Origin of the sequence: Rhodoplanes sp. P11, assembly GCF_964266735.1 — a bacterium.
Taxonomy (GTDB): domain Bacteria; phylum Pseudomonadota; class Alphaproteobacteria; order Rhizobiales; family Xanthobacteraceae; genus Rhodoplanes; species Rhodoplanes serenus.
On record NZ_CAXWGY010000017.1, the window covers coordinates 145,080 to 166,415 of the forward strand.

Here is a 21,336-nt window from a genome sequence, read left to right on the forward strand (position 1 = left end):
TCCCCCCTTGTGGGGGAGGGCTGGGGAGGGGGGGCGCGGCGCGGCGACAAAGCACGATCCACGGCATGCGTCTCGCCGGAGCGCCGCCATGAATTTTTCGGCGCCGTTCATTCACCGGCCGATCGGCACCACGCTGCTGGCCATCGGGCTGTTCCTGATCGGGCTCGTCGCCTACCAGCAACTGCCGGTGGCGAGCCTGCCGGCGGTCGACCTGCCGACCATCCGGGTGGCGGCGAGCCGGCCCGGCGCCGACCCGATGATCATGGCGGCGACCGTCGCGGCGCCGTTGGAGCGGCGGCTCGGCGAGATCCCCGGCGTCACCGAGATGACGTCGACCAGCTCGCTCGGCACCACCTCGATCGTCGTGCAGTTCGATCTCGGCCGCAATGTCGACGGCGCCGCGCGCGACGTGCAGGCCGCCATCAACGCGGCGCTCGCCGATCTGCCGGGCGACATGCCGGCGCGGCCGACCTTCCGCAAGCTCAATCCCGCCGCGGCGCCCGCCCTGATCCTGGCGCTGACCTCGCCGACCCTGCGGCCGAGCGCCATCTACGACGTCGCGGACACGGTGATCGCCCAGCGCATCGCCCAGGTGGACGGTGTCGCCGAGGTCAACGTGTCGGGCGCCGAGCAGCCGGCCATGCGGGTGCGGGTCGATCCCGTCGCGCTCGCCTCCATGGGGATCGCGCTGGAGGATGTGCGCAACGCCATCGTCGACGCCAACGCGACCGGGCCGCTCGGCACCTTCGACGGCCATCGGCTCGGCGAGACCATCGGGCTCAACGCCCAGCTCCGTGACGTCGCCGACTACGAGAACATCGTGGTGCGCGCCCGCGACGGCGCCGTGGTGCGGCTCTCGGCGGTCGCGACCGTCGAGCAGAGCACCCGCAACAGCCGCTCGGCCGCCTGGTTCAACCGGCAGCCGGCGGTGCTGCTGATCATCACCAAGCAGGCGGACGCCAACGTCATCGCCATGGTGGACCATATCCGCGCGCTGCTGCCCGAGCTGCGGCGCTGGATTCCGGCCGATCTCGAAATCTCGGTCCTCACCGACCGCACCGAGACCATTCGGGCCAGCATCCACCACATGCAGGTCACCCTCGCCGTCACCATCGCGCTGGTGATGCTGGTGGTGTTCGTCTTCATCCGGCACGGCGCCGCGACCATTGCGGCCGGCATCACGGTGCCGCTGTCGCTCGCCGGCACCTGCGCGGCCATGTGGGCGCTCGGCTACTCGATCAACAACCTGTCGCTGATGGCGCTGATCGTCTCGGTCGGCTTCGTGGTCGACGACGCCATCGTGATGATCGAGAATGCCTTCCGCAACCTGGAGAAGGGCCGCTCGCCGCTCGCCGCGGCGCTGGAGGGGGCGCGCCAGATCGGCTTCACGGTGGTGTCGATCAGCCTGTCGCTGATCGCCGCCTTCATCCCGATCCTGTTCATGGGGGGCATCGTCGGCCGCTTCTTCCGCGAGTTCTCGGTGACGCTCGCGGTCGCCATCGCGGTGTCCACCGTGGTGTCGCTGTCGGTGACGCCGATGATCTGCGCCCACCATGTCCGCCGCGGGCCGGGCGGCGGTGGCACCCGGCTCGACCGCGTCGTCGACGGCACCATGGGGGTGCTGATCCGCGCCTATGGGCGCAGCCTCGACGTGGTGCTGCGCCATCGCTTCATGGCGGTGTTGTCGCTGCTGCTCACCATCGGGCTCACTGTCTATCTCTACGTGGTGACGCCGAAGGGCTTCATCCCGCAGGACGACTCGGGGCTGATCTTCGGCGGCGTCACGGCCGCGACCGACGTCTCCTATCAGGAGATGCTGCAACTCCAGCAGCGCGCCACCGAGATCGTGCTGGCCGATCCGGCGGTCGCCGGCGTCGGGTCGTCGGTGGGCGGCTCCGGCTGGAGCGGCTCGGTCAACAACGGCCGGCTGTTCATCAGCCTCAAGCCGCTCGCCGAGCGCGGCGTGCCGGCCCAGCGCGTCGTCGACCGGCTGCGCCCGAAGCTGATGGGCATTCCGGGGGTGCGCGTCTTCATGTTCGCGGCCTCGGACGTGCGCGTCGGCGGCCGCTCCAGCCGCTCGCAGTATCAGTTCACGCTGTGGGGGCCGAACTTCGACGAGCTGCAAGCTTGGGTGCCGAAGGTGCAGGAGCGCATCGGCCGGGTGCCCGGCGTCATCGACGTGTCGACCGACCGCGAGCAGGGCGGCCTCCAGGCCGACGTGGTGATCGATCGTGTCGCCGCGGCGCGCCTCGGGGTCGACGTCAAGGAGATCAGCGACGCGCTCAACAACGCCTTCTCGCAGCGGCAGGTGTCGACCATCTTCACCCAGCGCAACCAGTACCGCGTCGTGCTGGAGGTCGATCCCGCGTATCAGCGCGATCCGTCCGATCTCGACCGCGTGTACGTGCAGGCGTCGCGCGGCGTGCAGGTGCCGCTTTCGGCGGTGGCCCGCTTCGAGCGCGGCCTGGCGCCGCTGGTGGTCAATCACCAGGGGCCGTTCCCGGCCGTCACCATCACCTACAACCTCACCGCCGACACGCCGATCGCGGTGGCGACCGCCGGAATCCGCCAGGCGGTGGCCGAGATGCATCTGCCGGATTCGCTGCGCACCGACTTCGCCGGCGACGCCAAGGCGTTCGCCCAGAGCACCGGGGCGCAGCCGCTGCTGATCCTGGCGGCGCTGCTCGCCGTCTACATCGTGCTCGGCGTGCTCTACGAGAGCCTCGCCCACCCGCTGACCATCATCTCGACGCTGCCGTCGGCCGGCCTCGGCGCGCTCTTGGCCTTGCAGCTCTTCCGCGCCGAGCTGACGGTGATCGCCTTCATCGGCATCATTCTGCTGATCGGCATCGTCAAGAAGAACGGCATCATGCTGGTCGACTTCGCCCTGGAGGCCGAACGCGCCCGCGGGCTGCCGCCCGAGCGCGCCATCCACGAGGCGTGCATCGAGCGCTTCCGGCCGATCCTGATGACCACCATGTCGGCGCTGCTCGGCGCACTGCCGCTGGTGCTCGCCACCGGGCCAGGCTCGGAGCTGCGCCGCCCGCTCGGCATCACCATCATGGGTGGCCTCGTGGTGTCGCAGATCCTCACGCTCTACACGACGCCGGTGATCTACCTGATGCTCGATCGCCTGCACCGGCGCTGGTGGGGTCGCGGCCAGGCGGCCCGCGCCGGCGGGCCGTCGACAGTGCCGGCCGAGTAGCGCCCCCCGCTCCCCGCAGTCGCGCGCCTTTCATCCGAGAACCGGCTGATCCGTTCGGCGGCCGCCGCCCCCCAAGGTGCGGCGTTCGGTCGCTTTTTGCAAATCATTTGCAAGAGCGTTGACTCGCGTGGCGGGTTGCTGCACTCTTGTTGCGAACAGTTTGCAATAGGTAGTGGCGCATAGGGCCGGGACCACGGGAGAGCTTCGATGACAATGAGAGCCGGGAGAGCGCGCCGGCCGGCCGGGTGCGTCGGCGCCGCCCGGGGGATGGCCAGGGGGTGGGGCATGGCCGTGGTCTCGGGGCTCGTGCTTCTGGCCGCCATCACCGTCGATCCTCGCGCCGCCGCGGCGCAGACGCCGGAGCGCAAGCCGTTCCGTGTCGTCACCACCTTCACGGTGATCCAGGACATCGCCCGCAACGTCGCCGGCGACCGTGCCGAGGTCGTGTCGATCACCAAGCCGGGCGCCGAGATCCACGACTACCAGCCGACCCCGCAGGACATCGTGCGCGCCCAGAGCGCCGACCTGGTGCTGTGGAACGGCTTCAATCTGGAGCGCTGGTTCGAGTCGTTCTTCGCCAATGTGCGCGAGGTGCCGAGCGTGGTGGTGACCGACGGCATCGCGCCGATGGGCATCCGCGAGGGGCCGTATTCCGGCAAGCCGAACCCGCACGCCTGGATGTCGCCGACCAATGCGCTCGTCTATGTCGAGAACATCCGCAAGGCGCTGGCGACGCACGACCCCGCCAATGCCGCCGTCTACGACGCCAATGCGGCCGCCTACGCGGCCCGAATCCGGGCGCTCGACACGCCGCTACGGCAGCGCCTCGCCGGCATCCCGGAGGCGCAGCGCTGGCTGGTGACGAGCGAGGGGGCGTTCAGCTATCTGGCCCGCGACTACGGGCTGCGCGAAGCCTATCTGTGGCCGATCAACGCCGACGAGCAGGGCACGCCGCGCCAGGTCCGCAAGGTCATCGATCTCGTGCGCGCCAACAAGGTGCCGGTGGTGTTCTCGGAGAGCACCATCTCGGATCGTGCCGCCAGGCAGGTGGCGCGCGAGACCGGCGCCCGCTACGGCGGCGTGCTCTATGTCGACTCGCTGAGCGCCGAGGGCGGCCCGGTGCCGACCTATCTGGATCTGCTGAAAGTGACGGTTGACACCATCGCCAAGGGGTTCGGCCAATGAGCGCTCCCCGCCGCGTCGATGTCCCGCCCGCCGCCGCATCGGACCCGCGCGGCGACGGCCTCCTGGTCGACCGCCTGACCGTCACCTATCCGAACGGCTTCACGGCGCTCCGCGACGCCTCGCTGGCGCTCGATCCCGGCACCATCTGCGCTCTGGTCGGCGTCAACGGCAGCGGCAAGTCGACCCTGTTCAAGACCATCACGGGCTTCGTCCGACCGTCTGCCGGCCGCGTGCGACTGGGCGGGCTGCCGGTCGCGGCGGCCCTGAAGGCCAACCTCGTCGCCTATGTGCCGCAGAGCGAGGAGGTCGACTGGAGCTTCCCGGTGCTGGTCGAGGACGTGGTCATGATGGGCCGCTACGGCCACATGAACCTCTTCCGCATCCCGTCGCGGACCGACCGCGCCGAGGTCGACGCCGCGCTGGCCCGGGTCGGCATGACGGCGTTTCGCCGTCGCCAGATCGGCGAACTGTCGGGCGGGCAGAGGAAGCGGGTGTTCCTGGCGCGCGCCCTCGCCCAGAACAGCCGCATCGTGCTGCTCGACGAGCCGTTCACCGGCATCGACGTCACCACCGAGGCGGCCATCGTGGCGCTGTTGCGCGAGCTGAGGGACGACGGGAAGCTGGTGCTGGTCTCCACCCACGATCTCGGCAGCGTGCCGACCTTCTGCGACCGCGTCGTCCTGCTCGACCGCACCGTGGTGGCGGCGGGCCCCACCGCCGAGGTGTTCACCGAGGCCAACCTGATGCGCACCTTCGGGGGCGCGCTGCGCAATCTCCGCCTCGGCGGTGCCGCGCTGCATCGCGATGCCGACCGCCGCCGCCTGACGGTGCTGACCGACGACGAGCAGCCGCTGGTCTTCTACGGCGAGGCGGCACCCGACGACGACACGGCGCCCGCGGCCGCACCGCGCCGCAACGGCCACGCCTGAGGAGGCGCCCATGGACGGGCTCGTCGCCGAGCTGCTGGTGCCCTTCGCGTACGACTACATGCGCAAGGCCATCTGGGTCAGCGCGCTGGTCGGCGGCACCTGCGCGTTCCTCTCCGCCTTCCTGATGCTCAAGGGCTGGTCGCTGATGGGTGACGCGCTCGCCCATTCGATTGTTCCCGGTGTCGCCGTGGCGGCGATCGTCGGCGCGCCGTTCTCGGTCGGGGCCTTTGCGGCAGGGCTTCTCGCCGCGCTCGCCATGCTGTTCGTCCGCCGGCAGACGCGGCTGCGCGAGGACGCCGTCATCGGCCTCGTCTTCACCACGCTGTTCGCCCTCGGCCTGCTGATCGCCTCGATCCGGCCGACCGCGGTCAGCATCCAGACCATCGTGCTCGGCAACATCCTCGCCATCGCGGACGAGGACGTGGTGCAGGTGGTGATCATCGCGACGGTCTCGCTCGCCGTTCTGGCGGTGATCTGGAAGGACCTGATGGTGACCTTCTTCGACGAGGCGCATGCGCGCAGCATCGGCCTGCCGGTGACGGCGCTCAAGGTGGTGTTCTTCACCCTGCTCGCCGCCTGCACGGTGGCGGCGCTCCAGACCGTGGGCGCGTGCCTGGTGATCGCCATGGTGGTGACTCCTGGCGCGACCGCCTACCTTCTCACCGATCGCTTCGGCCGGCTGATCGGGCTCGCCGTGGCGATCGGTATCACCACCAGCGCGGTCGGTGCCTATCTCAGCTATTTCCTCGACGGGGCGACCGGCGGCGTCATCGTGTCGTTGCAGACGCTGCTGTTCCTCGCCGCCTTCCTGCTGGCTCCGAAGCACGGCCTTCTGGCGGCGCGCCGCCGCGCCGCCGCGCAAGACGTCGCCTCGGTGGGGGGTGTGCGATGACGACGATGCTCGACTGGATCACCGGCCCGCTCGCCTATCCGTTCATGCAGCGCGCCCTCGCGGTGTCGGTCGTGGTCGCCGCCGTGTGCGCGGTGCTGTCCTGCTATCTGGTGCTCAAGGGCTGGTCGCTGATGGGCGACGCCATCTCGCATGCGGTGCTGCCCGGCATCGTGCTCGCCTATGTGGCGGGCCTGCCGCTCGTGCTGGGCGCCTTCGCGGCCGGGCTCTCCTGCGCGCTCCTCACCGGCTATCTGAAGCAGAACAGCCGGATCAAGGAGGACACCGTGATGGGCATCGTGTTCTCCGGCCTGTTCGGGTTCGGCCTGGTGCTGTTCACCAAGGTGGACACCGACCAGCATCTCGACCACATCCTGTTCGGCAATGTGCTCGGCACCAGCACGCGCGACCTGATCGAGACCGCGATCGTGGCCGGCGGCACGCTCGTCGTGGTGCTGGCGCGGTGGCGCGACCTGCTGGTCTGGTGCTTCGATCCCGGCCACGCCCGTACCATCGGGCTGCCGGTGCGGACGCTGCATTACGGCCTGCTGGTGCTGCTGGCCCTCACCATCGTGGCGTCGCTGAAGGCGGTGGGCATCATCCTGGTGGTCGCCATGCTGATCGGCCCCGGCGCCACGGCGTACATGCTGACTGATCGCTTCGGCCGCATGCTGGTGATCGCGGCGTCGACGGCGGTCGCGTCGGCGATCATCGGAACGCTGGTGAGCTTCCATGTCGACGCTGCGCCCGGCGCCGCGATCGTGCTGGTGCAGGCCGCGCAGTTCGTCGCCGCCGCGCTGCTGGCCCCGCGTCACGGCATGCTGGCGCGCCGACGCACCGCGCCGGCGGCGAGCCGCAGCCCTGCCGAGTAACCCGGAGGATCGCCTTGGACTAATTCCAACCTATTGACCTTAAAGGTATTATAATTGACGCGAGCGAACCGCTCGGTCACGCATCGGAGCCGCGGGCCACCGCATGGTCCGCATCGAGGGGGACGGGGGATGACGAGCAAGCGCAGCAACGGGAGCGGACCCGCGACACGGGGGCGAGGCAGAGGGCACGCGCGACGGCGCGTCGGGACGATCGCCGGGGTCGCGCTGCTGTGGAGCGGTGGCGTCGCGGTCGCGGCGGCCGCCGGGAACCATCACGACGAGGTCGACACCGAGCACATCTTCGGCATCACCATGGGGTCCGACATCGGCGACAAGGGTGATCTGGAGCTGGAGCTGGAGACCTTCTCCGGGATCGGCAAGCGGTTCGGGACGTTCTTCTCCACCGGCACCCATGTGCACCTGAAATACACGGTCACCGACAACCTGCGCATCGCGCCGGGCTTCACCTTCGGGTCGCATCGCATCCGCGGCGTCCCCGGCATCGACGACCATGGCGAGGCCGGTCTGCACGAGGCATCCGTCGAGGTCCGCTACAAGGTGCTGGACCGGCATGTCGCGCCGTTCGGCCTCACCGTCAATGTCGAGCCGATCTGGGGCCTGATCGACGAGATGACCGGCCAGCGCACCGAGAGCTATGGCATTGTCGCCTCTCTGCTGATGGACAAGGAGATCATTCCGGACAAGCTGTTCGGCGCCGTCAATCTCGGCTACGCGGGCGGCGCGTCGCGGTTCCTCGGCACCCGGGCGTGGGGGCACGATTCCGAGGTGGCGATCCATGGGGCGCTGTCGTGGCAGCTCATGCCGAACGTGCTGATCGGCGGCGAGGCGCGCTATCTGCGCGCCTATGACGGCATGGGCATCGACCGGCTGTGCGGCGAGGCGCTCTATGTCGGCCCCACCTTCTCGATGAAGCTGTCCAAGGTGCTCGGCCTGTCGGGCACGGTGAACTATCAGGTGGCCGGCAAGGCCGTCGGCGATCCGGCCTCGCTCGATCTCGTCAACTACGAGCGGGTGCAGGCGCTGCTGCGGCTGACGGCGCATTTCTGAGCTGTGACGGGTGGTCGCGGTCGTCCGCGGCCACCGCTCAGCCGATCGGACCGGCCTCGACGATCGGCACCACATGGAAGGTGAGGCCGCGACCCGGGAAGGTCTCCCGCAGGGAGGCCAGCAGGGCGCGGATCTCAACCTCCGGCAGCCCGATGGTGATCTCCACCATGCGGGTATAGCCGCGCACCTGCTCGATGATGGTCTGATAGGCGGCGGCATCGCCGTGGAAACGAACGTCGCGCGACACGAAGCCGGCGCTCGCGGCGGCGTCGTTCTCCAGCAACAGGCCCTCGATCGCCTCTTCGAGGGCAGCCGGCACACGCAGGATGAGGGCGAGATGAGTCTGGGTCGGGCTCATGCGCGGCGCTCCTTCGGCAGGCCGAAGCGGCGATAGAGGATCGGCAGGATCAGCAGGGTCAGCGCCGTGGAGCTGACCAGACCGCCGATCACCACGACGGCAAGCGGCCGCTGCACGTCGGAGCCCGGCCCCTCGGCGAACAGCAGCGGCACCAGGCCGAAGGCCGTGATGCTGGCGGTGAGCAGGATCGGCCGCAACCGCCGCCGCGCCCCGGTGACCACGATCTCGTCGATCGCCATGCCCTCGTCGCGGAGCTGATTGAAGCACGACACCAGCACGAGGCCATTGAGCACCGCGATGCCGAGCAGTGCGATGAAGCCGATCGACGCCGGCACCGACAGGTACTCGCCGGAGGCGAGCAGGCTGAACACCCCCCCGATCAGCGCGAACGGGATGTTGACGAACACCAGCACGGCCTGACGCACCGACACGAAGGTGGCGAACAGGAGCAGGAAGATCATCACCAGCGCGATCGGCACCACGATGCCGAGCCTCGCGGCGGCACGTTGCTGGTTCTCGAACTGGCCGCCCCAGGTGAGGGTGTAGCCCTCCGGCAGCGGCACCTTCTCGGCAACCAGCCGCTTGGCCTCGTCGACGAAGCCGACGAGATCACGACCGCCGACATTGCTCTGCACCAGGGCGAGCCGGCGGCCGTTCTCGCGGTCGATCTTCACCGGCCCGTCGACGCGCTCCAGCTTGGCGACGCTGGTCAGCGGCACCGCCTTGCCGTCGGCGAGCACCAGGCTGATGTCGCCGAACCGCACCGGCGACTCGCGCAGCGCCTCGGTGCCGCGCAGCAGCACAGGCGTACGCCGCCCCTCCTCGACCACGATGCCGAGCGTCTTGCCCTCGATCTGGGTGCGCAACGCCTCGGTGAGACCGTCGACGTCGAGCCCCAGCCGGCCGGCGCGCAGCCGGTCGATGCGGGCGCCGAGATACTGGCTGCCGGTGTTGAGGGTGGTGCGGGCATCCTGTGACCCGGGGATCGCCTTGAGGACGTCGGTGATACGCTCGGCGAGGTCGTTGAGCACCGGGATCTCGGGACCGAAGATCTTCACCACCACGTCGCCGCGGGCGCCGATGATCATCTCCTGCACGCGCATCTCGATCGGCTGGGTGAAGCTGAAGCCGACACCCGGCATCTGGGAGAGTGACTTGCGCAGCTCGCCGACGAGCCACTCCTTGTCGCCCGGTCGCCGCCACTCCTCGGTCGGCTTGAGCAGCAGATAGGTGTCGGTCTGGTTCAACCCCATCGGGTCGAGCCCGAGCTCGTCCGAGCCGGTGCGCGCCACGATGCCGGTCACCTCCGGAACATCGGCCATGATGGCGGTCTGGATCTTCAGGTCCATCGCCAGGCTCTGGTCGAGCCCGATGGACGGCAGCTTCTCGACACCGACGATGGGGGTGCCCTCCTCCATCACCGGCATGAAGGTCTTGCCGAGCTGGCCATAGGCGAAGGCGGTCGCCACGAAGGCCACCACGGCGGCGATCAGCACGGTCTTCTCGCGGCGCAGCGCGAAGCCGAGCACCGGCTCGTAGAGGGCGCCGGTGCGTCGCACCAGCCAGGTCTCGCCATGGCCGCCGGGACGCAGCAGCAGCGAGGCGAGCACCGGAATCACGGTGAGGGACAGCAGCAGCGAGCTGGCCAACGCGAACACGATGGCGAGCGCCACCGGGATGAACAGCTTGCCCTCCAGGCCCTGCAACGACATCAGCGGCAGGAAGACGATGATGATGATGGTGATGCCGGAGGTGACCGGCACCGCCACCTCGCGCATGGCGTGGAAGATGCGGTGTAGGAAGGGCACGCGGGTGTGGTGCTTGTCGTGCTCCAGATGCGCCACGATGTTCTCGACCACCACCACCGAGGCATCGATCAGCATGCCGATGGCGATGGCGAGGCCGCCGAGGCTCATCAGGTTGGCCGACATGCCGACCTGACGCATCAGCACGAAGGTGGCCAGCGCCGACAGCGGCAGGGTGGCGGAGACCACCAGGGCCGCCCGCCAGTCGCCGAGGAACAGCACCAGCAGCACCATCACCAGCACGATCGCCTCGATCAGCGAGCGGGTGACGGTGCCGACCGCGCGCGAGACGAGGTCGCCGCGGTCGTAGAAGATGCGCAGCTCGACCCCGGCCGGAAGTGTCGGCTTCAGCTCGGCGAGCTTGGCGCGGACGCTCTGCACGACGTCGCGGGCATTGGCGCCGCGCAGGCCCAGCACCAGGCCCTGCACGGCCTCGCCGACACCGTCGCGGGTGACGGCGCCGTAGCGGGTGATGCTGCCGATGCGCACCTCCGCCACGTCGCCGACCCGGACGATGCCGCCGTCGCGGGCCGCCACCACGATGGCGCGCAGATCGTCGAGCGCCTTGACACCGCCGTCGACGCGCACCAGCAGAACCTCCTCGCCCTCGGCGAGGCGGCCGGCGCCGCCGCTGCGGTTGTTGGCACCGAGCACCTTCTGGAGCATCTCGACCGAGATGCCGCGCGCCGCCATGGCGAGATTGTCGGGCACCACCTCGAAGCTGCGCACATGGCCGCCGAGCGAGTTGACGTCGGCGACGCCGGGCAGGGTGCGCAGCGCCGGCCGGATCGTCCAGTCGAGGAGGGTGCGACGCTCGGCCAGCGACAGGTCGCCGCCCTCGATGGTGAACATGAACATCTCGCCGAGCGGCGTCGTGATCGGCGCCAACCCGGCATCGACCCCGGCCGGCATGTCCTTGACGACGCCGGCGAGGCGCTCCGCCACCTGATTGCGGGCCCAGTAGATGTCGACACCCTCCTCGAAGTCGACGGTGACGTCGGCGAGCGCGTATTTGGTGACCGAGCGCAGGATTCTCTTGTGGGGGATGCCGAGCAGCTCCAGCTCGAGCGGAGCGGTGACGCGGGTCTCCACCTCCTCGGGCGTCATGCCCGGCGCCTTGGCGATGACCTTGACCTGGACGGGCGACACGTCCGGGAAGGCGTCGATGGGAAGCTGCTGGAACGCATAGGTCCCGGCGCCGATCAGCACGATGGTTGCGAGCACGACCAGCAGGCGGTGGGCCAGCGAGAATTCGACGAGGCGGTCGAGCATCAGTCGACGCCCCCGAGACCCTGCCAGGCGCCCTTCAGCGCCGCCAGACCGCGGACCGCGATCTTCTCGCCACCCTGGAATCCGCCGCTCACCACGGTGAACTCCGGCATCTCCTCGTGCACCACCACCGGGGTGGCCACGAAGCCGGTCGGCGTCTGCACGAACACGAAGGTGTCGCTGCCACGCCGAACCACCGATCCCGCTCGCACGCGCCATTCGGCTTCGCTCCCGCCGTTCGGCGCGATCCGCGCCTCGATCACCTGGCCGGGCCGCAGCGTGTCGCAGGCGGTGGTGCATTCGGCCCGCACCGTCACGGTCTGGGCGGTCTGATCGACGGTGGCGCCGACCGAGACCACGCGGCCCTGGACGGTGCTGTCCTCGATGGTCACGGCGGCGCCCGCCTTGAACTTCGCGGCGCGGGCCGCCGGCACTTGGATCTCCATCCAGAGCTGATCGAGCTGAGCCAGGCGATAGAGCGAGGCGAGCGCCTCGACGGTCTGGCCGGGGGCCGCCATCGTTTCGATCACCACGGCGTCGGCCGGCGCGGTGACGACGAGCCGCGAATCGAGCGCGCGGGTCGCGGCGATCTCGTCGATCGCCGCGTCGCTCATCCCGTAATGGCGCAGCGCCTGCCGGCGCTCGGCCGTGGTGGCGCGCGCCTGGGCGTATTCGTTCCCGGTGGCGATCACCTGCTTGCGTGGCACGGCGCCGGCCGGGGCGAGCGACTGCTCGCGCTCGAAGGTCTCGCGCAAGAGCTGCTCCTTGCTCGAGGCCACCAGGAACTCGGCCTGTGCCTGCGCCAATGCCGGGCTCTGTAGTTCGGCCAGCACCTGGCCGGTTCGCACCGGCTCGTCGATGCGCACCGCCATGGTCTCGATGCGGCCGCCGAGCGGCGCGTTGATCAGCCTGGTGCGATTGGGTGGCACCACGACGCGCGCCGGAAACCGCAGGCCCAGCGACGCCGCGCGCTCCTCGACCCGGGACGTCTCGATGCCGACGCGCTCGATCTGGGTCTGTGACAGGTTGATGTCGTCGCCCGCCCAGGCCGGCGCGGCGGCCAGCAGCAGGGCGGCCGCAGCGAGTCCGAGGGGGGCGCGAGGCAAGGCATTCCGCATGGAAATCAATCGCATTGTGAGTTGGGTGTCGGCCGATCGAGATCCGATGTGGCCGATCGATCGTCGGGTGCAATCTGCGACTGGACGGCTGACAGGAGGCTGACGCCGCCGGCGTCGCGGCATTGTCGTGCAATCGTCATATCGGAGTCGTAGGCGTCCCGCCCCGTCGCGGAGGGACTTTCACGCTGTTGCGACAGGTGGGAGAGCGTGTCGACAGGCGCCACGCGCAGTGGTCCTGTTGCGTCCGCGACACATCACGACCGAACGCATGTCGTGCTGCCGTGCCATACTGGCCAACGGCAGCCGGCCATGTCTTAGGTCCCCGCAAGACTTTGTTTCGTCGAGGGTGTCATGCTGGTGACGCGACGCATTCTCAACACGGCTTCAGGTCTCGCACTGCTCGTCGGCGCGTCCAACTTTGCGTCGGCGGCCGATCTCCAGCCGCGTCCGTCATGGTTACCGTCTTCGCCGGCGCCGTACGATTGGAACGGCTTCCATCTCGGCGCTCATTTCGGCTACGTCACCGGCCGCTCGGACTGGTCGGCGGTGGATACCGCCGGTGGCGTGTCGGCCGGCACCGTCGACATGTTCAATGCCTACGAGGCGTTCAAGGGCACCGGGAGCTACAGCCTCGGCCTGCAAGCCGGCTATACGCATGTGCTCCCGTCGCGGCTGATGCTCGGCATCGAGGTCGACGTCTCGGCCCCCAATCTGATCGGCGGCGCCCGCCCGTTCGAGACCTCCGCGGCCGGCCCCGTGGAGCTGACCGCGCGATCGATCCTGTCGGGTACGGTGCGGGGGCGGATCGGCTACGCCTTCGATCATTGGCTCCTCTACGGCACCGCCGGCTTCGCCTGGAGCTACGACCGGCTGAGCCTCACCACCAATCCGGGCGCGGCGCTCGGCGAGGAGGAGGCCGACGGCACCGTGGCGGCGCGGTTGTGGCGGCTCGGCTATGCGGTGGGCGGCGGCGTCGAGATTCCGCTGTCGCCGGCCTGGACGGCGCGGGCCGAATATCTCTACACGGGCTTCGGCGCCCAGCAGGTGGCGTGGCCCACGGTCGGCCACATCGTCTCGTCGGACCTCTCGCTCCACAGCATCCGGCTGGGGCTGAACTACCACATCGGCGAGGCCACCAAGATCCCGAACCTGCTGTCCGACGGCCTCTTGCCGCTGGAGCAGGACCGCATCCGCGTCCATGGCCAGAGCACCTTCACGATCCAGTATGCGGCGCCGTTCCGATCGCCCTATTCGGGGCCGAACAGCTTCCAGCCCAACATCGGGCGGCAGACCTGGGACGTCACCTTCTATCTCGGGGCGCGGCTGTGGGAGGGCGCCGAGCTGTGGGTGAACCCCGAGATCGACCAGGGCTTCGGCCTGAGCAACACCTTCGGCATCGCCGGCTTCCCGAGCGCCGAAGCCTACAAGGTCGGCTCCGCCTATCCGTATGCGCGACTGACCCGGACGTTCCTGCGTCAGACCATCGATCTCGGCGGCGAGATCGAGAAGGTCGAGGGCGGAGCCAACCAGTTCGGCGGCAGCCAGTCGTCCGACCGCCTGGTGTTCACCGTCGGCAAGTTCTCCAGCGTCGACATCTTCGACACCAACAAGTATGCGCACGATCCGCGCACCGACTTCCTGAACTGGGCCGTGGTCGACACCGCCACCTTCGACTATGCGGCCGATGCCTGGGCCTTCACCTATGGGGCGGCGGTCGAGTGGTATCGCGGGCCGTGGACCGTGCGGGCCGGCGTGTTCGACCTGCCGAAGGTCCCCAACAGCACCGATCTCGATCCGACCTTCCAGCAGTTCCAGCTCATCGGCGAGGTGGAGCGCCGTTACACCTTGTGGGGGCGGCCGGGCAAGCTCGCCGTCACCGGCTTCCTCAGCCGCGCCCGGCTCGGGCGCTTCGAGGACGCCGTGCTGCTCGGCCAGGCGACCGGCACCACACCGGAGCTTGCCGCGGTGCGGCGCTACACCGGCAAGACCGGCCTCTCGGCCAACCTGGAGCAGCAGATCACCCGTGACATCGGGGTGTTCGCCCGCGCCGGCTTCAACGATCGCGAGCTGGAGACCAACGCCTTCACGGACGTCGACCGCACCGCCGTGCTGGGCGCCGCTCTGTCCGGGCGGCTCTGGGGGCGGCCCGACGACACGGTCGGCATCGCCGGCGTGGTCAACCAGATCGGCGCCTCGCACATCGCCTATCTGGACGCCGGCGGGCTCACCGCCATCCTGGGCGACGGCAAGCTACCCAATCCGGGACTCGAGAAGATCGTCGAGGTCTATTACAGTCTGCCGGTGGCGAGCTGGCGCGTGACCCTGGATTATCAGTTCATCGCCAACCCGGCCTACAACACCGACCGCGGGCCGGTGTCGATCTTCGGGACGCGGCTTCGCACCGCGTTCTGAGGGCGACAACGTGGGTTCTTCCTGAAGAAACGTTCAGCTTCGCCCCGGGCCCGGGGTCGCGGCCCCGCCGGCCGCCGTCGCCGCGGTGATGCATCGCTGCGGCGCGTCGCCGCTGCGCCCCTATGCAGGGCCGCAGGACGCCGTCGTCAGCTCGTTGTAAGGTTCGTGTAAGGCGAGAGGGTTAGCGTCAGCCTTATGTAAGACGGCCGGCTGCTGGGGGATGGCCGGCCGCTCTTTCGATCCGCCGGCGCGGGCTCGTCTCGACATCGGCATCTCACCCGAACGTCCAATCAGCGGAACGCGCAGCATGCCATCGACCGTCCCCTTGCGGCGCGTCTCGTCGGAGGCCGTGACCGTTCGGCCCGACCGGGCGTGCGTCTCGGCGCCGGGGTCAGCCCGGCAAATCGCGCCATGACGGAGGTGCGCCTCGTTCCGGGCGGTGCGCCGGCCCGTTTCGCCTGGCAGTGGCGGATCGGGGGCGTGGCGCTGCTGCTCGCGGTCGCGGCCGGTGCTGGCGCGACCTGGCGGGTGACGAGCCATCCGGTGGGGTCGGGCGCCGCCGTGGTGCCGGGCGTCGTCGCGTCGCTGCAACGCACCGGCTTCTACCGCCCCAAGGACGCCGAATGGGCCACCCTGACGGTGCAGCCGGTGGCCGAGCGGGCGTTCCGCTCGCAGCACGTCACCGAGGGCAAGATCCAGATCGACGAGGACCGGACCACTCCGATCTTCTCTCCCTATGCGGGGCGGGTGACCCGCATCGACGTGCGGATCGGCGACGCCGTCACGCCCGGCCGCACCCTGTTCGTGGTCGAGGCCAACGACATGGTGCAGGCTCAGAACGCCCATGTGGCGGCCGTGACGGGTCTCGCCAAGGCGCACGCCGCGCTCGACTTCGCCCGCATCGCCGACCGCCGCAGCCGCGATCTCGTCGAGGCGCGAGCGGCGCCGCTCAAGGAGGCGCAGCAGGCCCAGGCGACGCTCGCCGCCGCGCTCGGCGATCTGCGGGCCGCCGAGACGGCGCGCGACGTCGCGCGCGATCGCCTGCGGCTCCTGGGGGCGGACGATGCCGCGGTGGCGCGGCTGGAGGCCGAAGGCCGCATCGATCCGGAGATGGCGGTGCGTGCCCCCCTGTCGGGCGTGGTGATGCAGCGCCGCATCGGCCCCGGCCAATACATCACCGCGGGCGCCAGCGAGCCGGTGCTGGTGATCGGCGATCTCGCCACCGTGCGCCTGTGCGCCTATGTGCGCGAGACCGAGGCCGGCAAGATCCGCGTCGGGCAGCCGCTCTCCTTCACGGTGCCGGCCCATCCGGACCGCGTCTTCACCGGCCGCATCGACTACGTGGCGGCGGAGATCGACGGCGTCAGCCGGCGGCTGCTGGTGCGCGCCGACATCGACAACGCCGACGGGCTGCTCAAGCCCGAGATGCTGGCGAGCGTCACCATCGCGACCAACGGGATCGTGCTCGCCGCCGGCGTTCCCCAGGATGCCGTCATCGTCGAGGGTCACGGCGCACGGGTCTGGGTGGCGCGCGACGACCGCACCCTCGAGCTGCGGCCGGTCACGGTCGGCGCCGTCGATCAGCGCATGGTGCAGATCGTCGAGGGCCTCGCCCCCGGCGAGCGCGTCGTCACCGGCGGCGGGCTGCTGATCGACCGCATCGCGAGCGGACGCTGATGAGGCCCGGTCGTCGATGCCCGATCCGGCCCCACGGCCCGCGTGCCGTCGCGACCGCGATGCTGGTGGCCGCCGTCGCCTGCGGCTGGGCCGCGGCCGCGATCGCCATGGTGGCCGGCAAGAGTGGCGACCGCGTTCGCGTGATTCCCGACCAGATGCATCAGATCGGGCTCGCCAAGGTCGAGCCCCACCTGTTCCGGGTGCGCAAGACCGCGATCGGCCAGATCGGCTACGACGAGGATGCCACCACCGTGGTGTCGTCGCCGTTCTCGGGCCGGGTGGTGCGCCTGGTCGCCCGCCTCGGCGAGACGGTGGCGGCCGGCGCGCCGCTGGTCGAGATCGACAGTCCGGACGTGCTGCCGCCGCAGAACGATCACGTCGCCGCCGTCTCGGCGCTCGGCAAGGCGCGCAGCCAGCTCGATCTCGCCCGCACGGCGGAAAGCCGCAGCCGCGGCCTCTATGAGCAGAAGGCCGGCGCCCTCAAGGACTGGCAGCAGGCGCAGGCCCAGCTCGTCGCCGCCGAGAACGATGTCCGCGCCGCCGAGACGGCGCTGGAGGCGACGCGGCAGCGGCTGCGCATCATCGGTCGCAGCGATGCCGAGATCGGCGAGCTGGCGGCGCGCGGCGTCACCAGCCGCCTGGTGGTGATCCGCGCCCCGATCGCCGGCACCGTCACGGCCCGCAAGGTGGCGCCCGGCCAGCATGTGCGCGGCGAGCTGTCGGAGCCGCTCTACGCGCTCTCGGATCTCTCGACCATGTGGCTGAAGGCGCTGCTGCCGGAGGCCGATCTCGCCGCGGTGACGCCGGGCGACCGTATCGAGGTCACCGTCTCGGCGCTGCCGGGGCGCACCTACGAGGCGCAGGTGGCGGTGATCGGCGCCGTCTCGGACCCGACCACCCACCGCGTCGTGGTGCGCGCCACCCTGCCCAATCAGGATCGCGCCCTCAAGGCCGAGATGTTCGCCACCGTGCGGATCGACACGGCGGTGGTGCGCACCGCACCCGCGGTGCCGACCCGGGCGGTGATCCGCGAGGGGGTGCGCGACGTGGTGTGGGTGGAGACCGAGCCGCTGGTGTTCCAGCGTCGCACCGTGGTGCTCGGGGTGGAGCAGGACGGCTTGTTCGAAATACGCCAGGGACTCGGGCTCGGTGACACGGTGGTCGGGGTCGGGGCCATCTTCATCGAGAACGAGTGGCAGCAGTAGAGCGGCTCTCGCCGGCGCGCGCGGGCGCCGCCGGAGAGGGAACCATACGGGGACAGCGAGGGGCGAGGTTCGGGCACACCGGCTTCGCTCCAGAAGTCCATACGACATCGCATTTTCGACGGCGAACCGGAATCCGCTTCGCCGGAAGATGCTTCAGCAGGGCACGGGTTCGTCGGTTCGATGTTGCGCCAACTCATCGCGTTCTGCTTGTCGCGCCGCCCGCTGGTGCTGATCGCCTATGTGGCGTTCGTCGGGCTCGGCGTCGCCGCCTTCATGGGCCTCAACATCGAGGCCTATCCGGACCCGGCGCCGCCCATCATCGAGATCATCGCCCAGCGGCCCGGCCAGTCGCCCGAGGAGATGGAGCGCTACGTCACCATCCCGATCGAGGTGGCGGTGGCGTCGACGCCCGGCCTCAAGTTCATCCGCTCCAACACGGTCTATGCGCTGAGCTTCGTGCGGCTCCAGTTCGAGTATGGCCGCGACTACCACTTCGTCCGTCAGCAGGCGCTCAACCGCCTCAAGGACGCCGACCTGCCGGCCGGGGTGCAGCCGGTGATCTCGCCGGCCGGCACCATCAGCGAGATCTTCCGCTACGAGCTGGTCGGCCCGCCCGGCATGAGCGTGATGGAGCTCAAGACGCTCCAGGACTGGGTGGTGGAGCGGCGCCTGCGCATCGTGCCCGGCGTCTCCGACGTGCTGGTGCTCGGCGGCAAGACCAAGGAGATCCAGGCCGAGATCGACATGGTGCGGATGATGGCGCACGGCATCACCATGCCGCAGATCATCGCCGCCATCTCGGCCGGAAACTCCAATGTCGGCGGTCGCACCATCTCGATGGGCGAGCAGCAGGTCAATGTCCGCGGCATCGGTGTCGCGTCCTCGCTCGACGACATCCGCAACATCGTGCTGACCCAGCAGGGCGGCGTGCCGGTGATGCTGTCGGACGTCGCCAACGTGCAGATCGGCTTCGCGCCCCGGCTCGGCATGGCGGGCCGCGACGACAAGACCGACGTGGTCACCGGCATCGTGCTGATGCAGAAGTTCGAGCGCACCATGGAGGTGGTGACCCGGGTGCGCGAGGCGGTGGAGCGGCTCAACAACGACGGCAGCCTGCCGCCCGGCGTCAAGATCGTGCCGTTCTACGACCGCGGCGACCTGGTCGCCGTCACGGTGCGCACCGTGCTGCACAACATGCTGTTCGGCATCGCGCTGATCTTCGTCATCCAGTGGGTGTTCCTCGGCAACCTGCGCAGCGCCATCATCGTCGCCGCCACCATCCCGGTGGCGCTGTTCCTGGCCGTCATCATCACGGTGCTGCGCGGCGAATCCGCCAACCTCCTGTCGGTCGGCGCCATCGATCTCGGCATCATCATCGACGCCACGGTGATCATGCTGGAGAACATCTACCGGCACCTCTCCCACCAGCGGGACGGGGTTCTGCCGTCGGCCTCCGGCACCGCACTGCGGTTGGGCGACCGCCTGCACCGCATCCTGGTGGCGGCCGTCGAGGTCGACAAGGCGATCCTGTTCTCGGTGCTGATCACCATCGCGGCCTTCCTGCCGCTGTTCGCCATGCGCGGCGTCGAAGGGCAGATCTTCGGGCCGATGGCGCGCACCTATGCCTACGCGCTGATCGGCGCCGTCATCGCCACCTTCACGGTGACGCCGGTGCTGTCCAGCATCCTGCTGCCGGAGCGGGTGGCCGAGGTGGAGACCCTGCTGGTGCGCGGGCTGCGCCGGATCTATATGGCGATCCTGCCGCGGGCCGTGCGCTTCTATCGGGTGTCGCTCGCGGTGGCCGCGACCTTCCTGGTGCTGTGCAGCTTCGCCGGCCTGCGGCTGGGCACCGAGTTCCTGCCCAAGCTGGAGGAGGGCAACCTGTGGATTCGCGCCATGATGCCGCCGACCATCACGCTGGAGGCCGGCATCGAGACGGTGGCGCGCATCCGCGACGTGATCCGCAGCTACGAGCCGGTGCGCACCGTGTTCTCCGAGCAGGGGCGCGGTGACGACGGCACCGACCCGGACGGCTCGTTCCTGGCCGAGTTCTTCGTGCCGCTGAAGCCGGCCGACGAGTGGCCGGCCGGCATGACCAAGGAGAAGCTGGTGCGCTCGCTGGGCGAGCGGCTCAACCGCGAGTTCGTCGGCATCGACTTCAACTTCTCGCAGTACATTCAGGACAACATCGAGGAGGCCGTGTCGGGCGTGAAGGGCGAGAACTCGGTCAAGATCTTCGGCCGCGATCTCGTCGAGCTGGAGCGCCTGTCGAAGACCGTCAAGGCGGAGATCGGCCAGGTGCCGGGCGTCACCGATCCGGCCGCCTTCAGCCTGCTCGGCCAGCCCAATCTCGTCATCCGCATCGATCGCGCCAAGGCGGCCCGCTACGGCTTCTCGATCGCCGACATCAACGCGGTCGTGCAGGCGGCGATCGGCGGCCAGGAGGTGGCGCGCGTCTACGAGGGCGAGATGAACTTCGCCCTCACGGTGCGGCTGGCGCCGGAGTATCGCCGCAACATCGATGCCATCCGCTCGATCCCGGTGGCGCTGCCGAGCAGCGACCCCAAGGCGCCGACCCCCTATGTGGCGCTCGGCGAGCTGGGCGACGTCCGGCTGATCACCGGGGCCGCCTACATCTACCGCGAGAACAGCCAGCGCTTCGTGCCGCTGAAGTACAGCGTGCGCGAGCGCGACCTCGGCTCGACGGTCGCCGACGCCCAGCAGCGGATCGCCGACAAGGTGCCGCTGCCGCCCGGCTACCGGCTCGACTGGGCGGGCGAGTACGGGGCGCTCCAGGAGGCCAAGGCGCGCCTCGCCCTCATCGTGCCGCTCAGCCTGCTGATGATCGTGATGCTGCTCTACAGCCTGTTCAACAGCGTGCGCGACAGCCTCCTGGCGCTGTCCGGCATCCCGTTCGCGGTGGCCGGCGGCATCATCGGGCTCTACGTGGCGGGGCTCAACGCCAGCGTCTCGGCGGCGGTCGGCTTCATCTCGCTGTTCGGCGTGTCGGCGATGGACGGCATCCTGCTCGTCTCCTATATCCGCCGCGCCGTCGACGAGGGGCAGGACACCGAGAGCGCCATCATCGGGGCGGCCGAGACCCGTATGCGGCAGATCTTCATGACCGGCTTCTCGGCCTGCATCGGCCTGGTGCCGGCGGCGGTGTCGACCGGCATCGGCGCCCAGGTGCAGCAGCCGCTCGCCGCCGTCATCGTCGGCGGCATGTTGCTGTCGCCGATATGCAGCCTGCTGGTGATCCCGAGCCTCGCCCGCCTGGTGCTGCCGAATGTCGGCCGCAGCGAGACCACCGTGGTGGCGCACTGAGCGGTGCGCAGCCGCGGCCG

At 69.7% G+C, this 21,336-nt stretch carries 13 protein-coding genes; 10 read left to right on the forward strand and 3 right to left on the reverse strand.

What is annotated here, in order from left to right; translation table 11 throughout:
* Positions 1-88 precede the first annotated feature (88 nt).
* The 6 genes from ACFQUV_RS15255 (at position 89) to ACFQUV_RS15280 (ending at position 8,148) form a co-directional block, all read left to right on the forward strand.
* Entirely contained in the window at positions 89-3,205 is a 3,117-nt protein-coding gene (locus tag ACFQUV_RS15255; protein WP_129607876.1) for an efflux RND transporter permease subunit, read from the forward strand.
* A gap of 267 nt (positions 3,206-3,472) precedes the next feature.
* Positions 3,473-4,390 carry a metal ABC transporter substrate-binding protein gene (locus ACFQUV_RS15260; RefSeq protein WP_371851673.1) on the forward strand — a complete coding sequence of 306 codons (918 nt, stop codon included), beginning with the start codon at positions 3,473-3,475 and terminating at the stop codon, positions 4,388-4,390.
* The gene (locus ACFQUV_RS15265; RefSeq protein ID WP_129607878.1) at positions 4,387-5,319 is read left to right on the forward strand and encodes an ATP-binding cassette domain-containing protein; all 933 of its coding nucleotides are present in this window, start codon (positions 4,387-4,389) and stop codon (positions 5,317-5,319) included. The genes ACFQUV_RS15260 and ACFQUV_RS15265 overlap by 4 nt, the downstream gene beginning before the upstream one ends.
* Positions 5,320-5,329: 10 nt before the next feature.
* Positions 5,330-6,211, forward strand: a complete 882-nt coding sequence (locus ACFQUV_RS15270) for a metal ABC transporter permease (protein ID WP_129607879.1) — start codon at positions 5,330-5,332, stop codon at positions 6,209-6,211.
* The gene (locus ACFQUV_RS15275) at positions 6,208-7,080 is read left to right on the forward strand and encodes a metal ABC transporter permease (RefSeq protein ID WP_111385375.1); all 873 of its coding nucleotides are present in this window, start codon (positions 6,208-6,210) and stop codon (positions 7,078-7,080) included. Before ACFQUV_RS15270 ends, ACFQUV_RS15275 begins: the two co-directional genes overlap by 4 nt.
* A gap of 129 nt (positions 7,081-7,209) precedes the next feature.
* Positions 7,210-8,148: a hypothetical protein gene (locus ACFQUV_RS15280; RefSeq protein WP_244601466.1), complete on the forward strand. Its 939-nt coding sequence runs from the start codon at positions 7,210-7,212 to the stop codon at positions 8,146-8,148.
* Between the two features lie 37 nt (positions 8,149-8,185).
* Here ACFQUV_RS15280 and ACFQUV_RS15285 read toward each other — a convergent pair whose 3' ends face one another.
* The 3 genes from ACFQUV_RS15285 to ACFQUV_RS15295 are packed head-to-tail and all read right to left on the reverse strand — an operon-like array spanning position 8,186 to position 12,686.
* The gene (locus ACFQUV_RS15285; protein ID WP_111385374.1) at positions 8,186-8,506 is read right to left on the reverse strand and encodes a DUF3240 family protein; all 321 of its coding nucleotides are present in this window, start codon (positions 8,504-8,506) and stop codon (positions 8,186-8,188) included.
* Positions 8,503-11,583 carry an efflux RND transporter permease subunit gene (locus ACFQUV_RS15290; protein WP_129607880.1) on the reverse strand — a complete coding sequence of 1,027 codons (3,081 nt, stop codon included), beginning with the start codon at positions 11,581-11,583 and terminating at the stop codon, positions 8,503-8,505. Before ACFQUV_RS15290 ends, ACFQUV_RS15285 begins: the two co-directional genes overlap by 4 nt.
* Positions 11,583-12,686, reverse strand: a complete 1,104-nt coding sequence (locus ACFQUV_RS15295; protein WP_378395186.1) for an efflux RND transporter periplasmic adaptor subunit — start codon at positions 12,684-12,686, stop codon at positions 11,583-11,585. Before ACFQUV_RS15295 ends, ACFQUV_RS15290 begins: the two co-directional genes overlap by 1 nt.
* Before the next feature lie 363 nt (positions 12,687-13,049).
* Here ACFQUV_RS15295 and ACFQUV_RS15300 point away from each other — a divergent pair, with 363 nt between their 5' ends.
* The 4 genes from ACFQUV_RS15300 (at position 13,050) to ACFQUV_RS15315 (ending at position 21,316) form a co-directional block, all read left to right on the forward strand.
* Positions 13,050-15,110 (forward strand): carbohydrate porin, encoded by a 2,061-nt coding sequence (locus ACFQUV_RS15300; RefSeq protein WP_129607882.1) that lies wholly within the window; start codon positions 13,050-13,052, stop codon positions 15,108-15,110.
* 411 nt (positions 15,111-15,521) lie between these two features.
* Entirely contained in the window at positions 15,522-16,787 is a 1,266-nt protein-coding gene (locus ACFQUV_RS15305; RefSeq protein WP_129607883.1) for an efflux RND transporter periplasmic adaptor subunit, read from the forward strand.
* A gap of 59 nt (positions 16,788-16,846) precedes the next feature.
* Positions 16,847-17,992, forward strand: a complete 1,146-nt coding sequence (locus ACFQUV_RS15310; RefSeq protein WP_165363779.1) for an efflux RND transporter periplasmic adaptor subunit — start codon at positions 16,847-16,849, stop codon at positions 17,990-17,992.
* Positions 17,993-18,172: 180 nt separating this feature from the next.
* Positions 18,173-21,316: an efflux RND transporter permease subunit gene (locus ACFQUV_RS15315; protein ID WP_129607885.1), complete on the forward strand. Its 3,144-nt coding sequence runs from the start codon at positions 18,173-18,175 to the stop codon at positions 21,314-21,316.
* Positions 21,317-21,336: the final 20 nt, after the last annotated feature.

Excerpts from the sequence above, each read along its gene's own strand:
- ACFQUV_RS15255 (WP_129607876.1), top strand. The coding sequence starts at position 89 with ATGAATTTTTCGGCGCCGTTCATTCACCGGCCGATCGGCACCACGCTG.
- ACFQUV_RS15260 (WP_371851673.1), top strand. The coding sequence starts at position 3,473 with ATGGCCAGGGGGTGGGGCATGGCCGTGGTCTCGGGGCTCGTGCTTCTG.
- ACFQUV_RS15265 (WP_129607878.1), top strand. The coding sequence starts at position 4,387 with ATGAGCGCTCCCCGCCGCGTCGATGTCCCGCCCGCCGCCGCATCGGAC.
- ACFQUV_RS15270 (WP_129607879.1), top strand. The coding sequence starts at position 5,330 with ATGGACGGGCTCGTCGCCGAGCTGCTGGTGCCCTTCGCGTACGACTAC.
- ACFQUV_RS15275 (WP_111385375.1), top strand. The coding sequence starts at position 6,208 with ATGACGACGATGCTCGACTGGATCACCGGCCCGCTCGCCTATCCGTTC.
- ACFQUV_RS15280 (WP_244601466.1), top strand. The coding sequence starts at position 7,210 with ATGACGAGCAAGCGCAGCAACGGGAGCGGACCCGCGACACGGGGGCGA.
- ACFQUV_RS15285 (WP_111385374.1), bottom strand. The coding sequence starts at position 8,506 with ATGAGCCCGACCCAGACTCATCTCGCCCTCATCCTGCGTGTGCCGGCT.
- ACFQUV_RS15290 (WP_129607880.1), bottom strand. The coding sequence starts at position 11,583 with ATGCTCGACCGCCTCGTCGAATTCTCGCTGGCCCACCGCCTGCTGGTC.
- ACFQUV_RS15300 (WP_129607882.1), top strand. The coding sequence starts at position 13,050 with ATGCTGGTGACGCGACGCATTCTCAACACGGCTTCAGGTCTCGCACTG.
- ACFQUV_RS15305 (WP_129607883.1), top strand. The coding sequence starts at position 15,522 with ATGACGGAGGTGCGCCTCGTTCCGGGCGGTGCGCCGGCCCGTTTCGCC.
- ACFQUV_RS15310 (WP_165363779.1), top strand. The coding sequence starts at position 16,847 with ATGCTGGTGGCCGCCGTCGCCTGCGGCTGGGCCGCGGCCGCGATCGCC.
- ACFQUV_RS15315 (WP_129607885.1), top strand. The coding sequence starts at position 18,173 with ATGTTGCGCCAACTCATCGCGTTCTGCTTGTCGCGCCGCCCGCTGGTG.